This window comes from Mesorhizobium sp. M1342 (assembly GCF_040317955.1).
In the GTDB taxonomy this organism is placed as follows: domain Bacteria; phylum Pseudomonadota; class Alphaproteobacteria; order Rhizobiales; family Rhizobiaceae; genus Mesorhizobium.
Map to the genome: position 1 here is coordinate 14,727 of NZ_JAMYLI010000031.1, position 20,968 is coordinate 35,694.

Below are 20,968 nucleotides of genomic sequence, written 5' to 3' on the forward strand. Positions count from 1 at the left end.
CCCCCACGAGGGGGGAGATCACGCTGTCATCGACGCCTCACAGCGCCTTCACAGCCACCTTCACCGGCTGCTCGATCTCCAGCGGGTTGCGCAGCGGCAGGCCGAAATCCCCGGCCTCGATCTCGAACACATCGCCGGCCTCGGTCTTGATGCCGTCGGCGAAGGACAGCGTCGCCGTACCGAACATATGCACATGCACGTCGCCCGGCTGGCGGAAGGCCGCGTATTTGAAATGGTGATGCTCGAGATTGGCGATGGTGTGCGACATGTTCGCTTCACCGGACAGGAACGGCTTTTCCCACAGCACCTCGCTGTCGCGCACGATGCGCGAGGTGCCGCGGATATCGGGCGGCAGGTCGCCGATCAGGATTTCCGGACCGAACGAGGCGTTGCGCAGCTTGGAATGGGCGAGGAACAGATAGTTCACGCGCTCGGTGACGTGGTCGGAAAACTCATTCGACAGCGTGAAGCCGACGCGGAAAGGTGCGCCGTCATCGCCGATGACATAGATGCCGGCCACCTCGGGCTCTTCGCCGGCGTCCTTGGCAAAGGCCGGTGACAGGAGTGCGGCGCCTGGCGCCACCGCCATCGTGCCATTGCCCTTGTAGAACCATTCCGGCTGCACGCCGATCTGGCCTTTCGCCGGCTTGCCGCCCTCCAGCCCCATGCGGAACATCTTCATGGAATCGGTGAGCTGCTCCTCGCCGTCGGCGCTCAGCTTCTTGTGCATGGAATCGCGCGTTGCGGCGGAGCCGAGATGCGTCAGCCCGGTGCCGGTCAGGTGCAGATGCGCCGGATCGGGGTGATTGATCGGCGACAGCAGCCGCCCCTTCTTGTAAGCGGCCTCGAGATCGACCGTCTCGCCAAGCCCCTTGCGTTCGATCAGCGCGACGAGGCCGACGCCGGTGCGGGCGGCCTCCATCGCCAGCGAATAGACGCTGCGGGCGCCATTGATGATCCGGGTCTTGCCGCCATTGCGGGCGACGACGCGGATGGTCTCGGCGTCGTCAAGGATCTGGGAGATCAGCATGATGAATCCTCTCTCATTTGCCTTGGCAGGGCTGCCAAAACGGCAGACCTTGCTCGGCGCGGCCGGACCTCGTCCATGCCACGGTTTAAATTCTCAGTTCGGATTGCGCTCGCGGGCCTGGTCCCTCAGGGACTTCTGTTACCGGGTTGCCGGCAGCGCCGCGATCGTATGCCTCCTGCTTGCCTCGACTAGAGCAGTTCACCGTCTCACGGAAACGGCGAACCGCTCTAACTCATTGTGGTGCAATTCCGGGCGGAAAACCGTTTCACACTTTTCCTTGGAATTGCTCTTAAGCCCGTTCAGGCCTTGTTCTTGTTGTAGACGTCGAAGATCACGGCACCGAGCAGCACCAGGCCTTTGACCACCTGCTGCCAGTCGACATTGACGCCCATGATCGACATGCCGTTGTTCATCACGCCCATGATGAAGCCGCCAACGACCGCACCGATGACCTGACCGACGCCGCCCATGGCCGAGGCGCCGCCGATGAAGACGGCGGCGATGACGTCGAGCTCGCTGCCGAGGCCCGCGGCCGGCACCGCCTGTCCCAGTCGCGCCGCGATGATCAGGCCGCCGAGCGCCGACAGCACGCCCATATTGATGAACACCATCAGCGTCAGCCGCTCGGTGTTGATGCCCGACAGCTGCGCGGCCTTGGAATTGCCGCCCATGGCGTAGATACGGCGGCCGATGGTCATGCGCTTGGTGACGAAGACGAACAGCGAGATCAGCACGCCCATGACGAGCAGCACCACCGGCAGGCCCCTGTAGCTGGCGAACTGGTAGACCAGGAACAGGGCCAGCGCGCTGCCGACCAGCGTCTTGACGACGAACAGGGCAAAGGGCTCGGCCTCATAGCCATGGCGTTCGCGCTTGCGGCGCGTCCTCACCCCGAAATAGGCATAGGCCAGCACGGCGATCAGGCCCAGCACGATCGTTGTCATGTGCAGCGTCAGGCCGCTGCCCATGATGGTCTTGCCGGCCGCGTTCACCGTCGGCGGGATCAGCGTCAGCGGGCCGATGACATCCGGGATGAAGCCGGAGCTGAGCGCCTTGAAGCCATCGGGTAGCGGCCCCACCGAGGATCCGCCGCCCAGCAGGGCCTGGCAGATGCCGCGGAAGATCAGCATGCCGGCCAGCGTGACGATGAAGCTCGGTATCCGGTGATAGGCGATCCAGTAGCCTTGCGCGGCGCCGATCGCGCCGCCCACGATCAGGCAGATGATCGACACCACCAGCGGATTGCTGAACGGGCCGAGCGGCCAGATGACCATCATCATCGCCGCCAGCGCGCCGATGAAGCCCGCCACCGATCCGACACTCAGGTCGATATGGCCGGAGACGATCACCAGCAGCATGCCCAGCGCCATCACGATGATGAACGAGTTCTGCTGCACCAGATTGCTCAGGTTCACCGGCTTGAACAGCGTTCCGTTCGTGGTGAACTGGAAGAACACCATGATGGCGATCAGCGCCAGGATCAGGCCGTACTCGCGCAGGTTCGTCGTCAGCGCCGAGACGGCGATGCGTGGGCGCTGCTCTTCGGCGACGTTGCCCTGCGGGGCGGGGGCGCTTTCGGTGCTCATGCTGCTTTTCCTTCTCCACGAACGATGGCACGCATTATTTTTTCCTGGCTTGCTTCCGCGGCGGGCATTTCGCCCACGATGCGCCCTTCGTTCATGACGTAGATGCGGTCGGTGATGCCGAGCAATTCCGGCATTTCCGACGAGATGACCACGATCGCCTTACCCTCCGAGGCGAGCCGCGCGATGATCGTATAGATTTCGTACTTGGCGCCGACATCGATGCCGCGTGTCGGCTCGTCGAGGATCAGCACGTCCGGGTCGGCGAACAGCCATTTCGACAGCACCACCTTCTGCTGGTTGCCGCCGGAGAGATTGCCGGTCATCTGATAGACGCTGGACGCGCGGATATTGGTCTTCTTGCGATAATCGTTGGCGACGGCGAGTTCGCGCATGTCGTCGATCACGCTGTGGCGCGACACGCCGCCGAGATTGGCCAACGTGATGTTGTGCTTGATATGGTCGATGAGGTTGAGGCCGTAAGTCTTGCGATCCTCGGTGACGTAGGCGATGCCGTGCTGGACCGCCTTGCTCACGGAGGATACGTCGATCGGCTTGCCCTTGAGCAGCACCTCGCCGGAGATGCGGCGGCCGTAGGAGCGGCCGAACAGGCTCATGGCGAATTCGGTGCGGCCAGCGCCCATCAGCCCGGCAATGCCCACCACTTCGCCCTTGCGCACGTTGATGTCGATGCCCTTGATCACCTGCCGCTCGGCATGGATCGGGTGATAGACCGACCAGTTCTTCACTTCGAACACGACCTCGCCGATATCAGGCTCGCGCGGCGGATAGCGGTCGTCGAGTGAGCGGCCGACCATCGAAGTGATGATGCGGTCTTCCGAGATGTCCTTCTTGGCCAGCGTCTCGATGGTGCGCCCGTCACGGATCACCGTCACCTTGTCGGCGACCCGGTTGACCTCGTTGAGCTTGTGCGAGATCAGGATCGAAGTCATGCCTTGCCGCTTGAACTCGAGCAAAAGGTCGAGCAGCGCCTGGCTGTCCTTTTCGCTCAGCGAAGCCGTCGGCTCGTCCAGGATCAGCAGCTTGACTTCCTTGCTCAGCGCCTTGGCGATTTCGACCAGCTGCTGCTTGCCGACGCCGATATTGGTGATCAGCGTCTTGGGGTCCTCCTTGAGGCCCACTTTCTTCAACAGCGCGCTGGTGCGCTCCTCGTTGGCATCCCAGTCGATGACGCCGAATTTGGCGTGTTCGTTGCCAAGGAAGATGTTTTCCGCGATCGACAGCATCGGCACCAGCGCAAGCTCCTGGTGGATGATGACGATGCCCTTGTGTTCGCTGTCATGGATGCCTTTGAACTGGCATTCCTGGCCTTGGAAGATGATCTGGCCGTCATAGGTGCCGGAGGGATAGACGCCCGACAGCACCTTCATCAGCGTCGACTTGCCGGCGCCGTTTTCGCCGACCACGGCATGGATCTCGCCTTCCTCGACGCTGAGGTTGACGTTCGACAGCGCCTTCACGCCGGGGAACGTCTTGGTGATGTCGCGCATCTCCAAAATCGTCGAGGCCATGGGACAACCGCTCCTTGAGAGGTCGGCAAACATTGCCGGCGAGGTCGGCGACAATACCGGGCTCGCTGGTGAACGAAAAGGGGCCCTGCGTTGCGCAGGACCCCTGACTTTGTAACCGGGTTACTTCAGTTCGTCGGCCTTGATGTAGCCGGAGTCGACGACCAGCGCCTGGTAGTTCGACTTGTCGACCTCATGCGGCGTCAACAGGATCGAGGGAACGACCTTGACGTCGTTGTTGTAGGTCTTTTCATCGAGGCCGTCCGGCTTGCCGCCCGAGAGCACCTTGTCGACGAGCTCGACGGTGGCCTTGGCCAGTTCACGGGTGTCCTTGAACACGGTCGAATACTGCTCGCCCGTGATGATCAGCTTGACCGAAGCGGTCTCGGCGTCCTGGCCGGTCACAACAGGCCACGGCTGAGCCTCGGTGCCGTAGCCGACGGCGCGCAGCGAGGCGGTGATGCCGCGCGACAGGCCGTCATAGGGCGAAAGAACGCCATCGACGCGGCTGCCGTCCGAATAGTTGGCCGACAGCAGGTTGTCCATGCGCGCCTGGGCGGTGGCGGCGAGCCAACGCAGCGTGCCGACCTTGTCCATGCCGGTCTGGCCGGACTTGATCTTGATTGAGCCGTCGTCGATCAGCGGCTGCAGGACGGAGATGGCGCCATTGTAGAAGAAGAAGGCGTTGTTGTCGTCGGGCGAGCCGCCGAACAGTTCGACGTTCCACGGCTTGGTGTTCGGGAAACGCTCCTTGAGGCCCTTGACCAGCGAATTCGCCTGGATCACGCCGACGCCGAAATTGTCGAAGGTGGTGTAGTAGTCGACATTGGCGGTCTTCTTGATCAGGCGGTCATAGGCGACGACGACGACGCCCGCGTCAGCGGCCTTCTGCAGAGCATCCGACAGGGTGGTGCCGTCGATCGAAGCGATGATCAGCGCCTTCGGGCCTTTGGTGATCTCGTTTTCCAGCTGGCTGAGCTGGTTGGGGATGTCGTCCTGCGCGTATTGCAGGTCGACGGTGTAGCCGAGAGCCTCGAGCTGGGACTTGACGGCATCGCCGTCGTTGATCCAGCGCTGCGAGGTCTTGGTCGGCATCAGCACGCCGACGAGACCCTTGTCGGCTGCGTGCGCCGAGTAGGTCATGGCAGCGATGCCAAGGGCCGCGACGGCGGCCAGTGTCTTGATGATTTTCACTTCAACTCTCCCTGTTTGATGGACGCGGCACCCCGGGGGTCGCGGGCCGCGCAATCGTGCAGAAGCGCCAAGGCACTGCTGCCGTCATATCGATCTCCGGTATCCTCCCATGGCCCCGAGACGCTGATTCAATCGATACGATTTTGCTCGTCAGCGACCGTCACGTCTTGGAACGCGCGGAGGGTGTGGGTCTTTGCCATAACTGTCAAATGCGATCTTTGATGGTTGCTATATCATGGTTGGTATATGTATTGCGACGTGACGGGCTGACCCCGATGTCGGCCTAACACGAGCAGAAGGCAGGGAAAGCGATGGCGCGGCCCGGGAATCCGACAACAGCTTCAAATGGTTACAGAGAAGCACCGGGCGATGGCGAAACCCTGCTGCGCAGCGGTCTCAGTCTGCGTCACATGCGCATGATCGTCGCGCTCGACGACCATGGCCGGGTCAGCGCGGCAGCCCAGGTTCTGAACATTTCGCAGCCGGCGGCCTCGCGCATGATCGCGGAGATGGAGGCGGTGCTGGAGGTCAAGCTGTGCGAGAGGCTGCCGCGCGGTATCACCTTGACGCCATACGGCAAGGCTTTGGCCAGGCGCGCGCGCTCGATCCTGCTGGAGATGCGCGAGGTCGACCGCGAGATTTCCGAGCTCAAGGCGGGCAAGGGCGGTTCGGTTTTCCTGGGTGCCGTGACCGCGCCGGCCATCGAGTTGGCGGTGCCGGCAATTCGTGAAATCCGCCGCATTTACCCGCGTATCGAGATCACCATGCAGGTCGAGACCTCCAATGTGCTGGCACGTGAGCTGATCGCCACGCGCCATGACTTCATCATCGCGCGCATCCCCGACGATCTCAATCCGCGGCTGTTCGAGTCGCGCGTCATCGGCGTCGAGAAGGCCTGCCTGATCGTGCGCCGGGGCCATCCGCTCACCAAGGGCGAGGCGGTGCGGCTGGAAGAGACCGCCGCCTATGACTGGGTCTTCCAGTCTGGCGGCTCGCCCTTGCGCCAGGCGATGGAGAGCAACTTCCTCAACCGCAACATCGCTCTGCCGGACCGCATCCTGAACACCAGTTCGCTGCTCCTGACCCTGGTCATGGTCGCGCAATCCGATGCCATCGCACCGGTCTCTGTCCAGGTGGCGAAATTCATCCAGAACCCTGACGGGCTGGCCGGCGCCATTGACGTCGTCCAGACCGAATTCGACATCGAGGTCAGGCCCTACAGCCTGATCACGGTCAGGAATCGCGCGCTGTCGCCGGCCGCCAAGATGCTGCACGACTTCATTCTGAGAGAAGTGGGATGATGGCTCGCTCGGGTAAGGTTGTCCGCGAAAGCACCGCCAGGCCGAGGCTAGAGCAGTTCACCGTTTCACGGAAACGGCGACCCGCTCTGACTCCTTGTTTTGACGCAATTCCGGACGGAAAACCGTTTCACACTTTTCCTGGAATTGCTCTAGCGAAAAGCGAACTGGGAACATTGTTTCCCGCCGATGCGTTCATGATCTTGCAAGGGACGATTTCTCTGGAGGCTGAACATGCGCAGCTTCGAAATCATTGATCTGCTTTGCGTGATCGAGGCCTGCAAGCACGATCGATCGGTCGGGAATTTCGTTTCCATGGCTGAAGGCGTGGAAGAATTGCGGGTGTTGACCGGCGATTTCGTTTCATCGGATGACGTGGCAGCAAACGCCCTCGCAACGGTGGCGCTTGCGCGAGGCTGCTCGGTTGTGTTCGACGAACAGGCAGGCGCTGAAATGGTTCTGACGCCTTAGACTGGAGCGGGTAGAGGGAATCGAACCCTCGCGTTCAGCTTGGGAAGCTGACAAGCTACCATTACATCATACCCGCGTGTGCCCTCGTTACCATGAGGGTTAGCCTCGGGCAATCGCAAAGCGGTCTGTTCTCACGACGGTCGTGCTGCGGATCACGGCGCGCCCGCCGCCGTGAATTGCCGTTTTGCCTCCGCGACCTTGTTGCTGGTGGCGAAGCTTGGCCAGTATTTCGAGATGGCCAGCGTCGCGCCGGCGGAAGAGAAGTGGCCATAGTCGAAGTAGAGAAATTCATTGGTCGTGGCATCGGCGTATGAACAACCTGCCGAGTCGCACAGATACGTCAGCGGATCTATGAAATCGGCCCCTTTGGTGAACGGCAGAACCCGTGCGTTGATGTTCGGATCCATAGCCATCGGCCAGGATGTGGTTCCGGCATGCTCCCGTTTCACCAAGAAAGCGATCTTCTGGACGTCGGCGATGAATTCCGGAGACTGGCCGACGGTATAGACCTTGACCCCCATCTCGCGAAGCCGATCGATCGTCTTCTGCAGGCCGTCGAAGCCCCTGGCCTGGTAGTCGGTCCATCGGCCGCTCAAGATCACCGCCTGGATGTTGGCGTCGCGAATGATCGACAAGGCCCGTTCGTTGAAGCGGGTGCAGGCGGGCCGAGCATAGGAAAAATAGGTCAGGTCGGGCGGACAGCCGGCATAGGTGTATTGGATGACATTGGCCTGGATTTTCTGGGCGTTGGGCTCAAGTCCCGGAACATAATGGGCAGCGAAAGAATCGCCCCACAGCAGCACATTGGTGGCAAAGCCCGTTGTACGGGTGCAGTCGGCGAGGTTCCAGTCTTCGATGCGGGTCCCGTTTTCGTTGAAACAGATGCCGTTGCGCCAGTCGCCGACCCGGATACGTTCGGTCGAGAAATCCGGAAACCGTTGCGGGAAACCGTTGCCCAGTGCACCGGCCAAACCACCGGCGCACAGCAGCACGATTGCCGTCGCCGAAAAGGCGAAGATAGGCAGCGGGGCGGTATAGGCACGTTTGTGGCGGAAGGGTTGCTCGACATATTTCCAGGAGAATGCCGCCAAGGCGAAACTGGCCACCGTCATCGCGATAATCGTTGGCACACCGACAGTCTTCAGGGAGAGATAATGGACGAACGAGTTGATCGGCCAGTGGACGAGGTAAAGCGAATAGGAAATGAGGCCGACCCAGACCAGCGGCGCCAACCGAAGCACGCGAGTGGCGACAGATGCCGGCCTGTCGGCGCTATCCTGGCCAGCATAGATCAGCAAAGCTGTTCCGATGCACGGGAATAGGGCGTTGTAGCCGGGGAACGGATCGCTGTCCGAAATCATCACAAAGCCAAATGCAACCAGGGCAAAGCCGGCGAGGCCGATCAGGTCCGCCGCCAGCCGACTGGCTAGGACCGGAGGCTTCCGCAACATCAGCATGGCGCCCAGCGCCAGCTCCCATATGCGCGTCGGCAAGAGATAGAACCCTGCCGTCGGTGCCAGCGAGGTTGCTATGACTGCCAGGGCAAAGCTGCCGATGGCCATCGGCAGAAGTACCGTCAGCCAGCGCTTCGAGACGTATCGGTGGATCAGATAAAGGAGGATCGGCGCGAAGATATAATACTGCTCCTCCACCGAAAGCGACCATGTGTGCAGGAGCGGCCGCAGTTCGGCGTCGATGGAGAAATAGTTCGTCGTTTTCCAGAAATAGATGTTCGACCAGAAGGTCGAGGCGGCGATCACGCTAAGGCTGAATTCGTGGAGATCCGAAGGCAGAAGGATGAACCAGGCGGCAATGCTCGCGAGCAGGATGACGAAGGTCAGCGCCGGCAGGATGCGCCGTGCGCGGCGCCAGTAGAAGCGGCCGATCGAGAACTGGCCCCGCTCAAGATCATCGAGCAGGCTGCCGCTGATCAGATAGCCCGATATGACGAAGAAGATGTCGACGCCGGTGAAGCCGCCAGGAATGGCGGACACGCCGAAATGGAAGAGCACGACAGGCAGCACCGCAACGGCCCGCAGGCCGTCGATGTCGCGCCGGTAGTTCATCCGGCCGGCCCGCGCGCGACCACCAGGATCCGTGCGGCCGCACCCGACACGCTCATGGGGCGATGCCTCAGGTCGTGGTGAAAATCCCGGCTCGTCGATCTCACAGGCTTACCCTCAGGCAGCAATTTTGCTGCGCTGCAATATGGGTGTCAAGGCATATATTGGCCGTCGCGAAATTCGCCAGCAACGCACCACGATCAGGCGCCAGGCAGATAGATCACTGCATGGTCGTCCGCATAGGCCCGCTTCCAGCCCAACTGGTCGAAAAAGGGGATGCGGGCGTCGTCAGCCGACAGCAGCGCCCAGCCTATTGCGTATTGCTTCAACCGGGCTTCGAGGAGTGGCTTGCCGTTGCTGTGACCCGTCTCGTCATCGGCTTTTGTGAAACCTCCCAGGAACAGCTGGTCCGTCCGTCCGTCGATATAGGTCTTGAACCCGTGGAAAATCAGCGTGCCGCCGAAATTGTAGGAATTCAGCACGTTGCCGGATAGATGATGGCTTTGCGCGAATGCCAGCGCCCCGCTGGCCGATGTCTTCGGACTTGGCGCTACCTGATAGACGCTGCCGAGCACAGTGACCCCGCCAATCAGCAGAACGGCTGCCGTGCCGCAGATGGCGTAGAACCGCCTGGCGAAGAATCTCTCCAGTCCGTCGCGCTTTTCGGCCAGCCATGCGGTGGCCGAAAGCGAGGGATATTGCTGGGCGACCTCGGCCGCCATCACCAGCGGAATCAGCAGGAAGAACAGATACATGAAGCGCACATGGGCGAGATAGACATGCAAGGTGAAGACGACGAACAAGGCCTTGGCCCAGCCAATTCGCAATCGGGACACCAGTAGCCCGAAAAGCGCCAGCAGCATCGCCGCTTCCTGGACGGGACTGTCCGGCTGATTGAACGGTTTCCATTCCATGATCAGCGACACCGCCTCATTGCCGTAGGCCACGGCGAGCGTCGCCAGGATGGCCTGGACGCCGTAGGGGTGGATCAGGCTGACCAGCGGGCAAAGCAGACCGAACGCGATCCACTTCGCCAGCAGGGACGGTTTCGACAGGCCCGTGCGCGCCAGCAGATCGAGACCGGCAAAAGCCGCGATGACGAAGCTCAAGGTGAAGGTGGCGTGCAGGTTCGCCCATAACACGACCAGCACAAGCAGCCACCAGGGCGGCGCCCGTTCTTCCCTCGCCGCACCGAAGAGCACCGCCGTCCAGATGACGATGATCGGGAAGGTGAAGACATGCGGACGCGCCGTGAAGATCGGGTTGATCAGGAACACCGCCGCGAAGGCCAGTGTAATCGCCAGGATCGGTTTCAGCCATGCGCTGAGAAACCACCCCATGAGGAAAACCGTCAGGGAGATCGAGGCGATGATCGCGGTGACGACCCCGTTCCAGCCGCCCGCCCGGTAGGCAAGAGCCAGCAGGACCTGTCCCAGCCATTCCTTGGCAATCCAGGGCTGGCCGGCAAACGTGTAGGAATAGGGATCGACGGTCGGAAATGTCCGGTTAGTCAGGAAATCCAGACCGACCTTCACTTGCCACCAGCTGTCGGGATCCTGCAGGGTGGCGCCTGCCTGGGCACCCAACGCACCGGCCATCGCCAAGGCCGCGAACAGGCAGAAGATCAGCCTGTTCCGCTCGTTGTATGTCGCGGCCTCCGCACTGGCCTGAGCGTCGTTCATGCTGCGCCGCCTCTGATCGGTTCCGGTGACAGTTGGGTTCAAGGTGTTGGATTGGCGGGGTGCTGCCGAGGCTTGTCGGCCACCCGAACTGTGCGGTCGGTGCTGTCGTCCCCGCGCCCCACAAACACGAAGCGAGCCGAGCCAAGATAGAAAACAACCGAATAGACGCAGATTCCCGCGAGGTGGACCAGCGGGTTTTCGACGATGCCTGCTGAACGGGCGGCGATCACGACGGCCAGATTGACGCTGTAGGCGACCAGAAAGACACCCCCGTAGCGCAGCGCGGTTCCGGGCTGGAAACCATCGGCTCTGCTGAAGGTCCATTGGCGGTTGAGGAAGAAGCCGAGGACAAGGCCGGCGGCATAACCCGTGGCGTTGGCAAGGATGTCGCCCAGACCCAGCGCAAGCCCGGCCAGGATGACAGCGTATCCCAGCGCCGTGTTCAACAGACCGACGGCGCCAAATCGCAGCATCCTCGGGAAGTCAAACGGCAGGCTTGACCACATGCGCAAAATATTGGGCTCCGACAGGTACCTTGGTGAGGAAGCGCTCGAACGGCCTCAGTCTCGCAAGCATCCGAGGAAAGAAAATCCGGTAGACGATCCTCGTATTGGCAAGGCCCGCCTCGGCCATGCGCCTGCGCATCTCGCGCGAATTTATCAAAACCGCGTTTTCATCGAAGGCACAGTTTCTCACCGCGTGCGTGGTCAGCGGGTTCCAGGGATTGTGTTCGAAGACGAAGAAGCTGCCGCCATCGGCCAGCACCCTGCCGATCTCGGCGAACAGTCCGATCTGCAGGTCCTCGGGAATATGGTGGAATACACAGGCCGCGAAGGCCAGGTCGAAGCTGCCGTCGGCAAAAGGAATTGTCTTGCCGTCGAAATGCGTGAAGGCGGCCTGGCCGGGAAAGCGCTTGCTGGCGATGTCGAGCGATTCCCGCGAAGGATCGAGCAAGGTGATCTCCGCGTCGGGAAACGCGTTGCGCATATGGCCGAGCGAATTGCCGACGCCGGCGCCGAAATCCAGTACTCGTCGGGGTTTGACACCGGCCCGCCGCAGCGTCGCGGCGACGTCGTCGATCTTGTACCTGGCGAAGAAATCCGGGTTTTCGCCGCTCAGCCTTATGCTTGCGGCATGCTGCTCCTGATATTCCCGCGCAAACTGGTCGAACTCCGCCTCAAGCACGTGCGGCCCTCTTTGCCATCTCCTGCAGGCGATGAACCGGCAATTCGCCGTCCTCCACCGCCTGGCTGCGCGAAACGATCTCGTTGACGAAGTAGAGCGGCCGCCGCTTTGTCTCCATGTACATGCGCCCGAGATACTCGCCGAAGATTCCGAGCACCATAAGCTGGACGCTGCCGAGGATCAGCACGATCGCGGCAAGGCTGGTCCAGCCGGGCAACACGTTTCCGACCGACCATTCGAACAGCGTGTAGCCGAGCACGACCAGCCCCAGAAGCCCGAACATCATTCCGAGCAGCGAAGCGAAGCGCAAGGGCACGATGGAGAAGCTGGTCATCGCGTCGACCGCCAGAAGAAGCATTTTCTTCAGCGGATAATGGGTGGTGCCGGCAAAGCGGCGGTGCCGCTCATAGGGGAAAGCCACCTGTTTCAGCCCGATCCAGCTAACCATGCCGCGAATGAACCTGTAACGTTCTGGCATCGCGTTCAGATGGTCGAGCGCGCGACGGTTCATCAGCCGGAAATCACCGGTATTCGGGGCTATGTCGACGTCGACCATCCGGCGCAGCAAGCGATAGAACATGGACGCGGAGGCGAGCTTGAACCAGCTTTCGCCATCGCGCGTCAGCCTCTGGCCGTAGACCACATCGAAGCCTTCGTTCATCTTCGTCATCATCGCGCCGAGCAGTTCAGGTGGATCCTGCAGGTCGGCATCGAGAATGAGAATGCGCTGGCCGCGACAGAATTCGAGCCCGGCGCTCAACGCGATCTGGTGGCCGTAATTGCGGGCGAGGTCGATGGCGACGACATGTTCGTCCTTTTCGGCCAGTTGTAGAATGGCCTCGCGCGTACCGTCGGTCGCGCCATCGATGACAAGGACGATCTCGTAGGAAGGGCCTTGTTCAAGGCATGCGGCCGTGACCCGCCGGTGCAGTTCGGCCACGCCATCCAGCTCGTTGTAGCATGGGATGACCACCGACAGCATGACGCCGCGTCGCGCGGTGTTTCTCTCCGTCTCCACCAAAGCCTTGCTCCCGCTATTCGATTGGGAATAGCGGCAATTGGTTAGAAAACAGATAAGCCAGCGGGATCGCTGCGGCAGTAGCCGGCAGTCTGCCATGCGCCTGGGCTCGGCTTGCGGCCACACTATGCTCGGTGTCTCGCTATCCCGCAGAACTCCCGGCTTGAAGCGGACAAGCCAAGTGCGTATGTCTGGCTGACGCCCTCTAGCCAGGGTACCTCAATCTGGAGACGGGCCTTGTCCGCATTGACGCGCTTCCTTGGCGACTCGCCGCTCAAGGTGATCCTGAAACTGCTGGTGGTGTCTTTCCTCGTCGGCCTGGTCATGAATGCCTTCGGCTGGTCGCCGATGGATGTGCTCTACGGCATCCGGAAGTTCTTCATGGACCTGTGGAATCTCGGCTTCCACGCCATCGACCGCTTCCTCGGCTATATCTTGCTGGGCGCGGCTATCGTCGTGCCGGCGTTCATCTTGTTGAGGATCGCCAACTACCGGAAGTAGAGCATGATCCCGAAAAGTGGGAACCGGTTTTCCGACAAGACCGTGCTTGAAAAGGACTATCAGGCGTAGCCCGCGGCGACCTCGAACAGGATGGCGTGGCGCGCCGCGAGTGCGGGCACATCCGTTGAATAGCCACCCCCGATGACGCCACACACCGGAACGCCCCGCGTGCGAAAGTGGCTGATGACCATGTCGTCGCGGGCGCGCAGGCCGTCATCCGACAGCGACAGCCTGCCAAGCCGGTCCTCAGCATGGACGTCGACGCCGGCATTGTAGAACACGATGTCCCAATGGGCTTGGGCGGAGAGCTCCGGCAGGATGGCGGCGAGCCTCTTCATGTAAGCGACGTCACCCGTGCCGTCGGGCAGCGCGACATCGAGGTCGGAGGCGATCTTGCGCACGGGATAGTTGCGGTCGCCATGCATGGAAAAGGTGAACACGCGCGGATCATCGGCGAGAATATCCGCCGTGCCGTCGCCCTGGTGCACGTCGAGGTCGACGACCAGGATGTTTTGTGCCGCGGCTTCGGCGAGCAGGACCAATGCGGCGACGGCGACATCGTTGAAGGTGCAGAAGCCCGCGCCCTGCGCGCGCCGCGCATGATGGCTGCCGCCTGCGGTGTTGCAGGCGATACCGTGGCGCAAGGCCAGCCGCGCCGCCAGCACGGTGCCGCCGGTGGCAAGCTGCGCGCGCAGCGAGACGCGGGGTCCGATCGGAAAACCGATCTCGCGCTCGATCTTCTCGGCCACGCAGCAGTTGACGACCTGGTCGACATAGTCCGCCGCATGGGCAAGCTCCAGCCATGACGCTGGTGCCGGTTCGGCGGTGCTGAGCGCGTCGGGGCCGGCGAGGCCGCGCGTACGCAGCGCCTCCATCAGCAACGGATATTTGCTCATCGGAAAGCGATGGTTGACGGCGAAGCCGGCGTCGTAGTCGGGATGATGGACGATCTGCAGAGGCATGAAATCGTATCCGGCTGGCTCACGCCAGACCGGGATTTCGGTTGGCCGTCAAGGGATAGGTGATTGCGCGGTGGCCGGAAAATGGGGCACATCGACGGTTCTATCAAGCCGCAATCAGCAAGGCAGCAATCCTTGGACAAAGGTGCAACACCAGCCGACGCCGGATCCCCTATCCACGCGGGATCCCCGATCCACCCCGGATCATTTGTCGTCACCAACCGCTCCGTGCTCGCCATCGCCGTGCCGATGACGCTTGCCTATCTGACGACGCCGATGCTCGGCCTGGTCGACACGGCTGTCGTCGGCCAGTTCGGCGATGCCGCCCTGCTTGGCGGCCTGGCGGCCGGCGCATTGATCTTCGACGTCGTCTTCACCTCTTTCAATTTCCTGCGCTCGGGCACCACCGGCCTTGTCGCACAGGCGTTTGGGCGTGGCGATGCCCTGGAGGAACAGGCGGTGTTCTGGCGCGCCGTGCTGATCGCGGTTATCGCCGGCATCGTGCTCGCGGCCCTTGCCCCACTGGTCGCCATCGCCGGGCAGAAATTCATGGGCGCCGAACCGCGCGTCAGCGAAGCGATGGGCGTCTACATCCGCATCAGGCTGCTTGCGGCACCCTTCTCGCTGATCAACTATGCCATCCTCGGCTATGTGCTGGGGCGCGGCGAGGGTGGGCTCGGGTTGATGCTGCAGCTGGTGCTCAACGGCATCAACATCGCGCTCTGCTTCCTGCTTGGGTTGAAACTTGGCTGGGGTGTCGCCGGCGTTGCCTGGGCGACCGTCACCGGCGAGTTCCTGGCCATGCTGCTCGGCCTGGCGATCGTCATCCGCCGGTTCCGGGCCGCCCCATCCTTGCCGCGCCACCGCCTGCTCGACATGGCCGCCTTCCTGCGCATGATGTCGCTCAACCGCGACATCATGATCCGCTCGTTCTCGCTGCTCGCCGCCTTCGCATTGTTCACCCGCCAGGGCGCGCAGTTCGGCACGGTGACGCTGGCCGCCAACGCCGTGCTGATGAACTTCTTCCTCGTCGCCGGCTATTTCCTCGACGGCTTTGCCACCGCCGCCGAACAGCTGGCGGGCCGTGCCGTCGGCGCGCGTGCCGCCGCACCGTTCCGCCAGGCCGTGCGGCTGACGCTGTTCTGGGGTTTCGGACTGGCGGGAGCCGCGACGCTGGTAATGCTGTCTGGGGGCGCCAATCTGGTCGCTCTCGTGACGACATCGGAGGACGTCCGTTCGGTGGCCGACATCTACCTGCCGTGGGCGGCATTCACGGCGCTGAGCGGTGTGCTGGCGTTCCAGATGGATGGCGTCTTCATCGGCGCGACCTGGTCCCGCGACATGCGCAACATGATGCTTCTGTCGTTCCTGGTTTTCGCGGCCGCGCTGCTGACCCTTGCGCCCGCCTTCGGCAACAATGGACTGTGGGCGGCGCTGCACGTCTTCCTGCTGGTGCGAGGCTTCAGCCTGCTGACGATCCTGCGGCTCAGGGTACGGACGGCGTTTTAGACGGTGTCCCCGGAAGGCCTGCGCCGTCCAGGCACCGAACGGCACCTGTTCGCGATAGGAATTTTTTCTTGACTCGGTGACCTCAGCTATGGTACATATTTGTTTATGGTGCTGATTTGCGCCAGTGACCCGCCGCACAGGCGGGTTTTTCGTTTGATGCTCCGTCAGCCAACGCCTCGGCGAGACTCCGAAGGAACCCGTTAACCCGGGTTCGTTGCCAATGCTGTGCGGTCGGATGCACTTGCACCTCCAGTCGATTTCCAACAGACTTGATGCACCAATTGTTCCAGGGCGAGCTTATGCGAAGCTACCTGCCATATGTCTTGGGCGCGGCGCTGGGATTGCTCGCTGCGTTCATTCTCTCCGCGGTTTCTGGCATCGGCGGAACCGCACAGTTGCTTCTCTTCGGAGTGTTGCCTGCCATCGGCGGCACCATCTGCGAGCGGGCCGTCAGTCGCAATCTACGCTCCTGAGAGCGATTCAGAGTTGCCTGGACGCCCACAAGTCGAGGCGGCTGTCGCGCAACTCGCAAATCGACTTCAGCCGTTCTTTTTCGACGAAACGGACCATTCCGGAAAGAATACGGCCTGGCAGTGAAGGCCCGGCATAGATCATGCCGGTGTAGAGCTGGACCAGATCAGCACCCGCACGAATCTTGTCCAGCGCCGTATCGGCGGAATCGACGCCGCCGACGCCGATGATGGCGCGGTCCGGTCCGAGCAGTTTGCGCATCTTCGCCAGCACGATGGTCGAACGCTCGAACAGCGGCTTGCCGGAGAGTCCCCCGGTCTCGCGCGCGGTGTCGCCGCTGCGCAGCGGCGGCCGGGAGATGGTGGTGTTGGAGACGATGACGCCGTCCACCTGCTTTTCGGTGACCTCCGCGGCGATGTCCTCCAGCTCGGCCTCGACCAGATCCGGCGCGATCTTCAGGAACACCGGCGGCTGGGTTGATGCCGTGGCGCGCGCGGCCATGACACGCGACAAGAGCTCGCCAAGCTGCTCGCGCGCCTGCATGTTGCGCAGGCCCGGCGTGTTGGGCGAGGAGATGTTGACGGTGAGATAGCTGGCGTACTGCGCAAACCGGGCGACGCCGCGCTCATAATCGCCGATGCGGTCGCTGCTGTCCTTGTTGGCGCCGATGTTGACACCGACGATGCCGGTGCGCCCCTTGCGCGCGGCAAGGCGCTTTTCGGCGGCCGCATGGCCTTCATTGTTGAAGCCCAATCGGTTGATCACCGCATCATCGGCCGTCAGCCGGAAAATACGCGGCTTCGGGTTGCCGGCTTGCGGCAGCGGCGTGATCGTGCCGACCTCGGCGAAGCCGAAACCCAGCCCAAGCAGCGCGTCGGGCACCTCGGCGTTCTTGTCATAGCCGGCCGCCATGCCGAGCGGATTGGGGAAATCGAGGCCGCAGACGCTGACCTTCAGCCTGTCGTCGCGGACCGCCGGCGCACCAACCGGAACGCCGCATCGCAAGGCGGCGATTGACAGGCCATGCGCCGTTTCCGGATCGAAGGCGAACAGCAGCTTCTGGCCGAGCCGGTCGAGCACGCTCATTGCCCCTCCAGTGCCGGGAACTGGTGCACACCATCGGCGCCAAGCGGCAGTGGTCGGACCGACAGCACTGCTTTCAGGTCCAGAACGTCGTAGAGATGCGGAAACAGTTCGCCGCCGCGCGAGACCTCGTATCTCAGCGCGGCGCCCAGGCCGGCGCCGTCGATGGCGACCAGCAAAAGGTCCGCCTGGCCGGCAAAGTGCTTTGCCGCCGTTTCCCTGACCTGCGCCGCCGTGGAGAAATGAATGAAGCCGTCTGCGACATCGATCGGCGCGCCGGTGAAGCGGCCATGTGTTTCGGCCTCGCGCCATGGCGCTTGCGGGGTTATCTTGTAGATAATCTGAGACATGGTTGCGCTATAGAGCAGTTCCAGGAAAAGTGTGAAACGGTTTTCCCGGGAAAAGCGCATAGCGCTTTCCCTTGGGAGTTGCGTCAAAAAGATTCCGAACCAGCCATTCGGGAAAGGCCATGCCAAGGGTCTTCCCCATTTCCGGCGCAAACATGCGTTATCTGAGGCCTTGGCCATGGAGGACAACATGCGTCTGCAGCACATCTTGATCCCCGCCGCGCTCGTTTCGCTGATCGCGGCTTCAGCTTACTCGGAAGAAACCGACCGCTACCGGCTGGAAAAGTCCGATAACGGCTTTGTCCGTATCGATACGCAGACCGGCGCCATGTCGATTTGCGAGGAGCGTTCGGGCCAGCTCGTCTGCAAGATGGCGGCCGACGAACGCGCTGCTTTCCAGGACGAGGTCGACCGCTTGCAGACCTCGATGAAGGCGATGGACGAGCGCGTCACCAAGCTTGAGAATTCGCTCTCCGCCCGCCTCGAATCGAAACTGCCGAGCGAGGAGGATTTCAGCAAGACGATGGGCTACATGGAGCGCTTCCTGCGCGGCTTCATGGGCATCGTCAGGGATATGGACAAGGACAACGGCGCCCAGCCCAATTCGCAGAAGACCTGAGCGTTTCAACCAGGGGAGGCGGCGCGCTGGCTTTGCCGCTTGAAAACAGCGCGCAGCCCCTCATAATCGTCCAATTGAACCCGAAAAGCCAAAAATCATCGGGGATTTGGGGAGGGACATTTGCCGGCAGGCTATTCTTTCGTCATCGCCGACGATCACCCGCTGTTTCGCGGTGCGCTGCGCGAAGCGCTCGCCGGCATCGGCAACGTCGCTGCCATCCACGAAGCCGGCGATTTCGAGAGCGCCAAGGCGCTGGTCGTGGCCAACGAGGACGTCGATCTGGTGCTGCTCGACCTGTCGATGCCGGGCGCCAGCGGGCTCTCCGGCCTGGTCTCGCTGCGCGGCATCCATCCGGCGGTGCCGCTGGTCGTGGTGTCGGCCCACGACGATCCGGCGACCATCAGGCGGGCGCTCGACCTCGGCGCTTCCGGCTTTATCTCCAAATCGGCCAGCATGGAAGAGATCCGCAGCGCCGTGCAATCGGTGCTTGCCGGCGACATCGCAGCACCAGCCGGCGTCGATCTCGGCATCGAGCGCGATCCCGAAATATCGGACCTTATCAAGCGGCTGCAGGCTTTGACGCCGCAGCAGACACGGGTGCTGGGCATGCTGGCCGAGGGCCTGCTCAACAAGCAGATCGCCTATGAACTCGGCGTATCGGAGGCCACCATCAAGGCGCATGTCTCCGCCATCCTGCAGAAGCTCGGCGTCGACAGCCGCACGCAGGCGGTGATCCTTCTGTCCAAGATCGGCAGCGACCCGCTGCAGCCGGCGGGTTGATCGCCAGGGCGCCTGTTCAATCAGAACATTGTTCAATCAGAGCACTGAACCTCCGTCCGCCGCATCGGCCGGGCGTTGAAGCTTGCGAAACTGATGGCGGCCATGATCCAGACGCCGATCCCGCCATAGAGCATGACCCAGCCAAAGCCGTTGCGCAGCGCATCCTGGGCGACGGTCCCGGCGAGCCCGGAGATGGGATTTCCAGCAGCGATAGCTTCGGCGAGAAGACGCAATTGGGCAGCGTCGAGGTCGGGCAGCGCATGCCTCAGATGCGCCAGCACACCGCTGGCCAGGATGAAGCCCATCACCGCGATGTTTACCGCCAGCGAAACCATGCGGGCGCTCATGTCGATGCCGGAGGCCATGCCGGCGCGGTCGCTCGAAACGGAACCCGTCGTCGTGTTGGTGACAGGTGTGTTGGTTATTCCCAGACCCATCCCCGCGATCAGGCAGCCGGGCAGCATCGTCAGCCAATCCGGCTGCGCGGCGGCGCTGCCGAACTTCATCAGGATGAACCCGACCCCGATGATGACGAGGCCCGCCGGAATGATGATGCCGGGCCGATAACGCAGCGAAAAGCGCTCTGCCAAGGGCGGCAGCACAAGCGTCGGCAGCGTGTAGGCAAGCAGGGCAAGGCCGGTGGAGACGGTGTCATAGCCGAGCCCGGCGTGGAACCAGATCGGCAGGTAGATCATGAAAGGCCAATAGCTGAGGTTCATCGCCGCCGAGCCGACGATGGCGCCGGAAAAGGGTCGGATCCGGAAGACCGAGAAGTCGAACATCGGCCGCTGGCTGACCTTCTCGGCAATGAGGAAGGCGATGAAGCTCACTATCGAGATGCCGAGGATCGCCAGCGCGGTTGGGCTGGAGAAACCCAGATCCGGCCCCTGGATGATGTAGAAGACGAGACAGAAGACCGACGGTGACAGCGTCAGGATGCCCGCTATGTCGAGCTTGCCCGCCTGCGGGTCCTTCGATTCGTGGACGCCCATCAGAGCGAGGGCGAATGCCAGCGCAGCAACCGGCACGTGGACAAGAAATACCCATTGCCAGCTCGAGACCGCGACGATGCCGCCGCCGATGATGGGGCCGAAGCCGAGGCCGATGCCGAAGATGACGCCCCACCAGCCCCATGCGACGGCGCGTTCGCGCCCTTCCCGGAATTCATGAGACAGCACGGCAAGCTGGCAGATCAGCATCGCACCGCCGCTCAGGCCCTGCAGAAACCGGGAGACAATGAGCGTGGAGACGCTTTCGGCGACGCCGCAAATCAGTGATGTCAGGCCGAAGGCGGCGATGGCGACCAGAAAGACACGCTTGCGCCCGTAACGATCGGCGATCGTGCCGACCGCCATCAGCACCGTCGTGACCGCGATCGTATAGGCGTTCATCACCCATTGCAGTTGCTTGAAGTCGGCATGCAGCACCTGCTCCAGTGTCGGCAGGATCGTGGGAACGCTTGAAATCTCCAGACCGAACATCAGGCACGCCAGGCAGGCGGCAAACAGAACGATGATGCCGCGGCGGGTCAGGGCAGTGGGCATGGTTCAACCTTTCGAACGTATTTGTCGGCAATCGGCGAATCCATTGCAGCTCGCCCGGCGCGCGTATGGCCCAGGGTAGGCGAGGCTTGATCATTTTAGAAT

The 20,968-nt window shown here is 62.3% G+C and carries 19 protein-coding genes and 1 tRNA gene; 6 read left to right on the top strand and 14 right to left on the bottom strand.

Annotated elements, in window-relative coordinates; translation table 11 throughout:
- Window positions 1–37: 37 nt before the first annotated feature.
- The 4 genes from araD1 to chvE form a co-directional block, all read right to left on the bottom strand.
- Window positions 38–1,030 carry an AraD1 family protein gene (araD1, locus tag NKH06_RS26430; protein ID WP_352720399.1) on the bottom strand — a complete coding sequence of 331 codons (993 nt, stop codon included), beginning with the start codon at window positions 1,028–1,030 and terminating at the stop codon, window positions 38–40.
- A gap of 299 nt (window positions 1,031–1,329) precedes the next feature.
- Complete coding sequence (mmsB, locus tag NKH06_RS26435) at window positions 1,330–2,616, bottom strand: multiple monosaccharide ABC transporter permease (protein ID WP_027038593.1); 1,287 nt, start codon at window positions 2,614–2,616, stop codon at window positions 1,330–1,332.
- On the bottom strand, window positions 2,613–4,145 hold the full coding sequence (mmsA, locus tag NKH06_RS26440; protein WP_352894633.1) for a multiple monosaccharide ABC transporter ATP-binding protein: 1,533 nt from the start codon (window positions 4,143–4,145) through the stop codon (window positions 2,613–2,615). Before mmsA ends, mmsB begins: the two co-directional genes overlap by 4 nt.
- 120 nt (window positions 4,146–4,265) lie before the next feature.
- Window positions 4,266–5,336, bottom strand: coding sequence for a multiple monosaccharide ABC transporter substrate-binding protein (gene chvE, locus NKH06_RS26445; RefSeq protein ID WP_128305264.1), 1,071 nt, complete (start codon window positions 5,334–5,336; stop codon window positions 4,266–4,268).
- A 311-nt stretch (window positions 5,337–5,647) separates the two neighbouring features.
- Between chvE and NKH06_RS26450 the strand changes: the two genes are divergently transcribed.
- Together NKH06_RS26450 and NKH06_RS26455 are read left to right on the top strand one after the other, a co-directional pair.
- The gene (locus NKH06_RS26450) at window positions 5,648–6,637 is read left to right on the top strand and encodes a LysR family transcriptional regulator (RefSeq protein ID WP_127411597.1); all 990 of its coding nucleotides are present in this window, start codon (window positions 5,648–5,650) and stop codon (window positions 6,635–6,637) included.
- A 231-nt stretch (window positions 6,638–6,868) separates the two neighbouring features.
- Window positions 6,869–7,105, top strand: coding sequence for a hypothetical protein (locus NKH06_RS26455; RefSeq protein WP_127266711.1), 237 nt, complete (start codon window positions 6,869–6,871; stop codon window positions 7,103–7,105).
- Window positions 7,106–7,107: 2 nt separating this feature from the next.
- On the opposite strand, the gene NKH06_RS26460 is transcribed toward NKH06_RS26455, so the two are convergent.
- From NKH06_RS26460 to NKH06_RS26485, 6 genes are all read right to left on the bottom strand, one after another.
- A tRNA-Gly gene (locus NKH06_RS26460) sits at window positions 7,108–7,181 on the bottom strand.
- Between the two features lie 76 nt (window positions 7,182–7,257).
- On the bottom strand, window positions 7,258–9,171 hold the full coding sequence (locus tag NKH06_RS26465; protein WP_352894635.1) for an acyltransferase family protein: 1,914 nt from the start codon (window positions 9,169–9,171) through the stop codon (window positions 7,258–7,260).
- A gap of 197 nt (window positions 9,172–9,368) precedes the next feature.
- A complete protein-coding gene (locus NKH06_RS26470) occupies window positions 9,369–10,850 on the bottom strand; it encodes a hypothetical protein (RefSeq protein WP_352894636.1) in 1,482 nt (493 codons plus the stop codon).
- Window positions 10,851–10,888: 38 nt separating this feature from the next.
- The gene (locus tag NKH06_RS26475) at window positions 10,889–11,356 is read right to left on the bottom strand and encodes a GtrA family protein (RefSeq protein WP_031213781.1); all 468 of its coding nucleotides are present in this window, start codon (window positions 11,354–11,356) and stop codon (window positions 10,889–10,891) included.
- Window positions 11,334–12,035, bottom strand: a complete 702-nt coding sequence (locus NKH06_RS26480; RefSeq protein WP_023813884.1) for a class I SAM-dependent methyltransferase — start codon at window positions 12,033–12,035, stop codon at window positions 11,334–11,336. The genes NKH06_RS26475 and NKH06_RS26480 overlap by 23 nt, the downstream gene beginning before the upstream one ends.
- Window positions 12,028–13,017 (bottom strand): glycosyltransferase family 2 protein, encoded by a 990-nt coding sequence (locus tag NKH06_RS26485; protein WP_196815360.1) that lies wholly within the window; start codon window positions 13,015–13,017, stop codon window positions 12,028–12,030. Before NKH06_RS26485 ends, NKH06_RS26480 begins: the two co-directional genes overlap by 8 nt.
- 273 nt (window positions 13,018–13,290) lie before the next feature.
- Between NKH06_RS26485 and NKH06_RS26490 the strand changes: the two genes are divergently transcribed.
- Window positions 13,291–13,554: a DUF6460 domain-containing protein gene (locus NKH06_RS26490; protein ID WP_023813886.1), complete on the top strand. Its 264-nt coding sequence runs from the start codon at window positions 13,291–13,293 to the stop codon at window positions 13,552–13,554.
- 59 nt (window positions 13,555–13,613) lie between these two features.
- Here NKH06_RS26490 and NKH06_RS26495 read toward each other — a convergent pair whose 3' ends face one another.
- Entirely contained in the window at window positions 13,614–14,516 is a 903-nt protein-coding gene (locus tag NKH06_RS26495) for a histone deacetylase family protein (RefSeq protein WP_023813887.1), read from the bottom strand.
- A 132-nt stretch (window positions 14,517–14,648) separates the two neighbouring features.
- Here NKH06_RS26495 and NKH06_RS26500 point away from each other — a divergent pair, with 132 nt between their 5' ends.
- Entirely contained in the window at window positions 14,649–16,022 is a 1,374-nt protein-coding gene (locus NKH06_RS26500) for an MATE family efflux transporter (RefSeq protein ID WP_352894638.1), read from the top strand.
- A gap of 480 nt (window positions 16,023–16,502) precedes the next feature.
- Here the strand turns inward: NKH06_RS26500 and NKH06_RS26505 are convergent, their stop codons facing one another.
- Window positions 16,503–17,579, bottom strand: a complete 1,077-nt coding sequence (locus tag NKH06_RS26505) for a quinone-dependent dihydroorotate dehydrogenase (RefSeq protein ID WP_352894639.1) — start codon at window positions 17,577–17,579, stop codon at window positions 16,503–16,505.
- The gene (locus tag NKH06_RS26510; RefSeq protein WP_352894653.1) at window positions 17,576–17,926 is read right to left on the bottom strand and encodes a DUF952 domain-containing protein; all 351 of its coding nucleotides are present in this window, start codon (window positions 17,924–17,926) and stop codon (window positions 17,576–17,578) included. The genes NKH06_RS26505 and NKH06_RS26510 overlap by 4 nt, the downstream gene beginning before the upstream one ends.
- Window positions 17,927–18,113: 187 nt before the next feature.
- On the opposite strand from NKH06_RS26510, the gene NKH06_RS26515 reads away from it, so the two are divergent.
- Together NKH06_RS26515 and NKH06_RS26520 are read left to right on the top strand one after the other, a co-directional pair.
- Complete coding sequence (locus NKH06_RS26515) at window positions 18,114–18,542, top strand: hypothetical protein (RefSeq protein WP_352894640.1); 429 nt, start codon at window positions 18,114–18,116, stop codon at window positions 18,540–18,542.
- 120 nt (window positions 18,543–18,662) lie between these two features.
- Window positions 18,663–19,322, top strand: a complete 660-nt coding sequence (locus tag NKH06_RS26520) for a response regulator transcription factor (RefSeq protein WP_023813893.1) — start codon at window positions 18,663–18,665, stop codon at window positions 19,320–19,322.
- 32 nt (window positions 19,323–19,354) lie between these two features.
- On the opposite strand, the gene NKH06_RS26525 is transcribed toward NKH06_RS26520, so the two are convergent.
- On the bottom strand, window positions 19,355–20,866 hold the full coding sequence (locus NKH06_RS26525; RefSeq protein WP_352894641.1) for an MFS transporter: 1,512 nt from the start codon (window positions 20,864–20,866) through the stop codon (window positions 19,355–19,357).
- Window positions 20,867–20,968 lie beyond the last annotated feature (102 nt).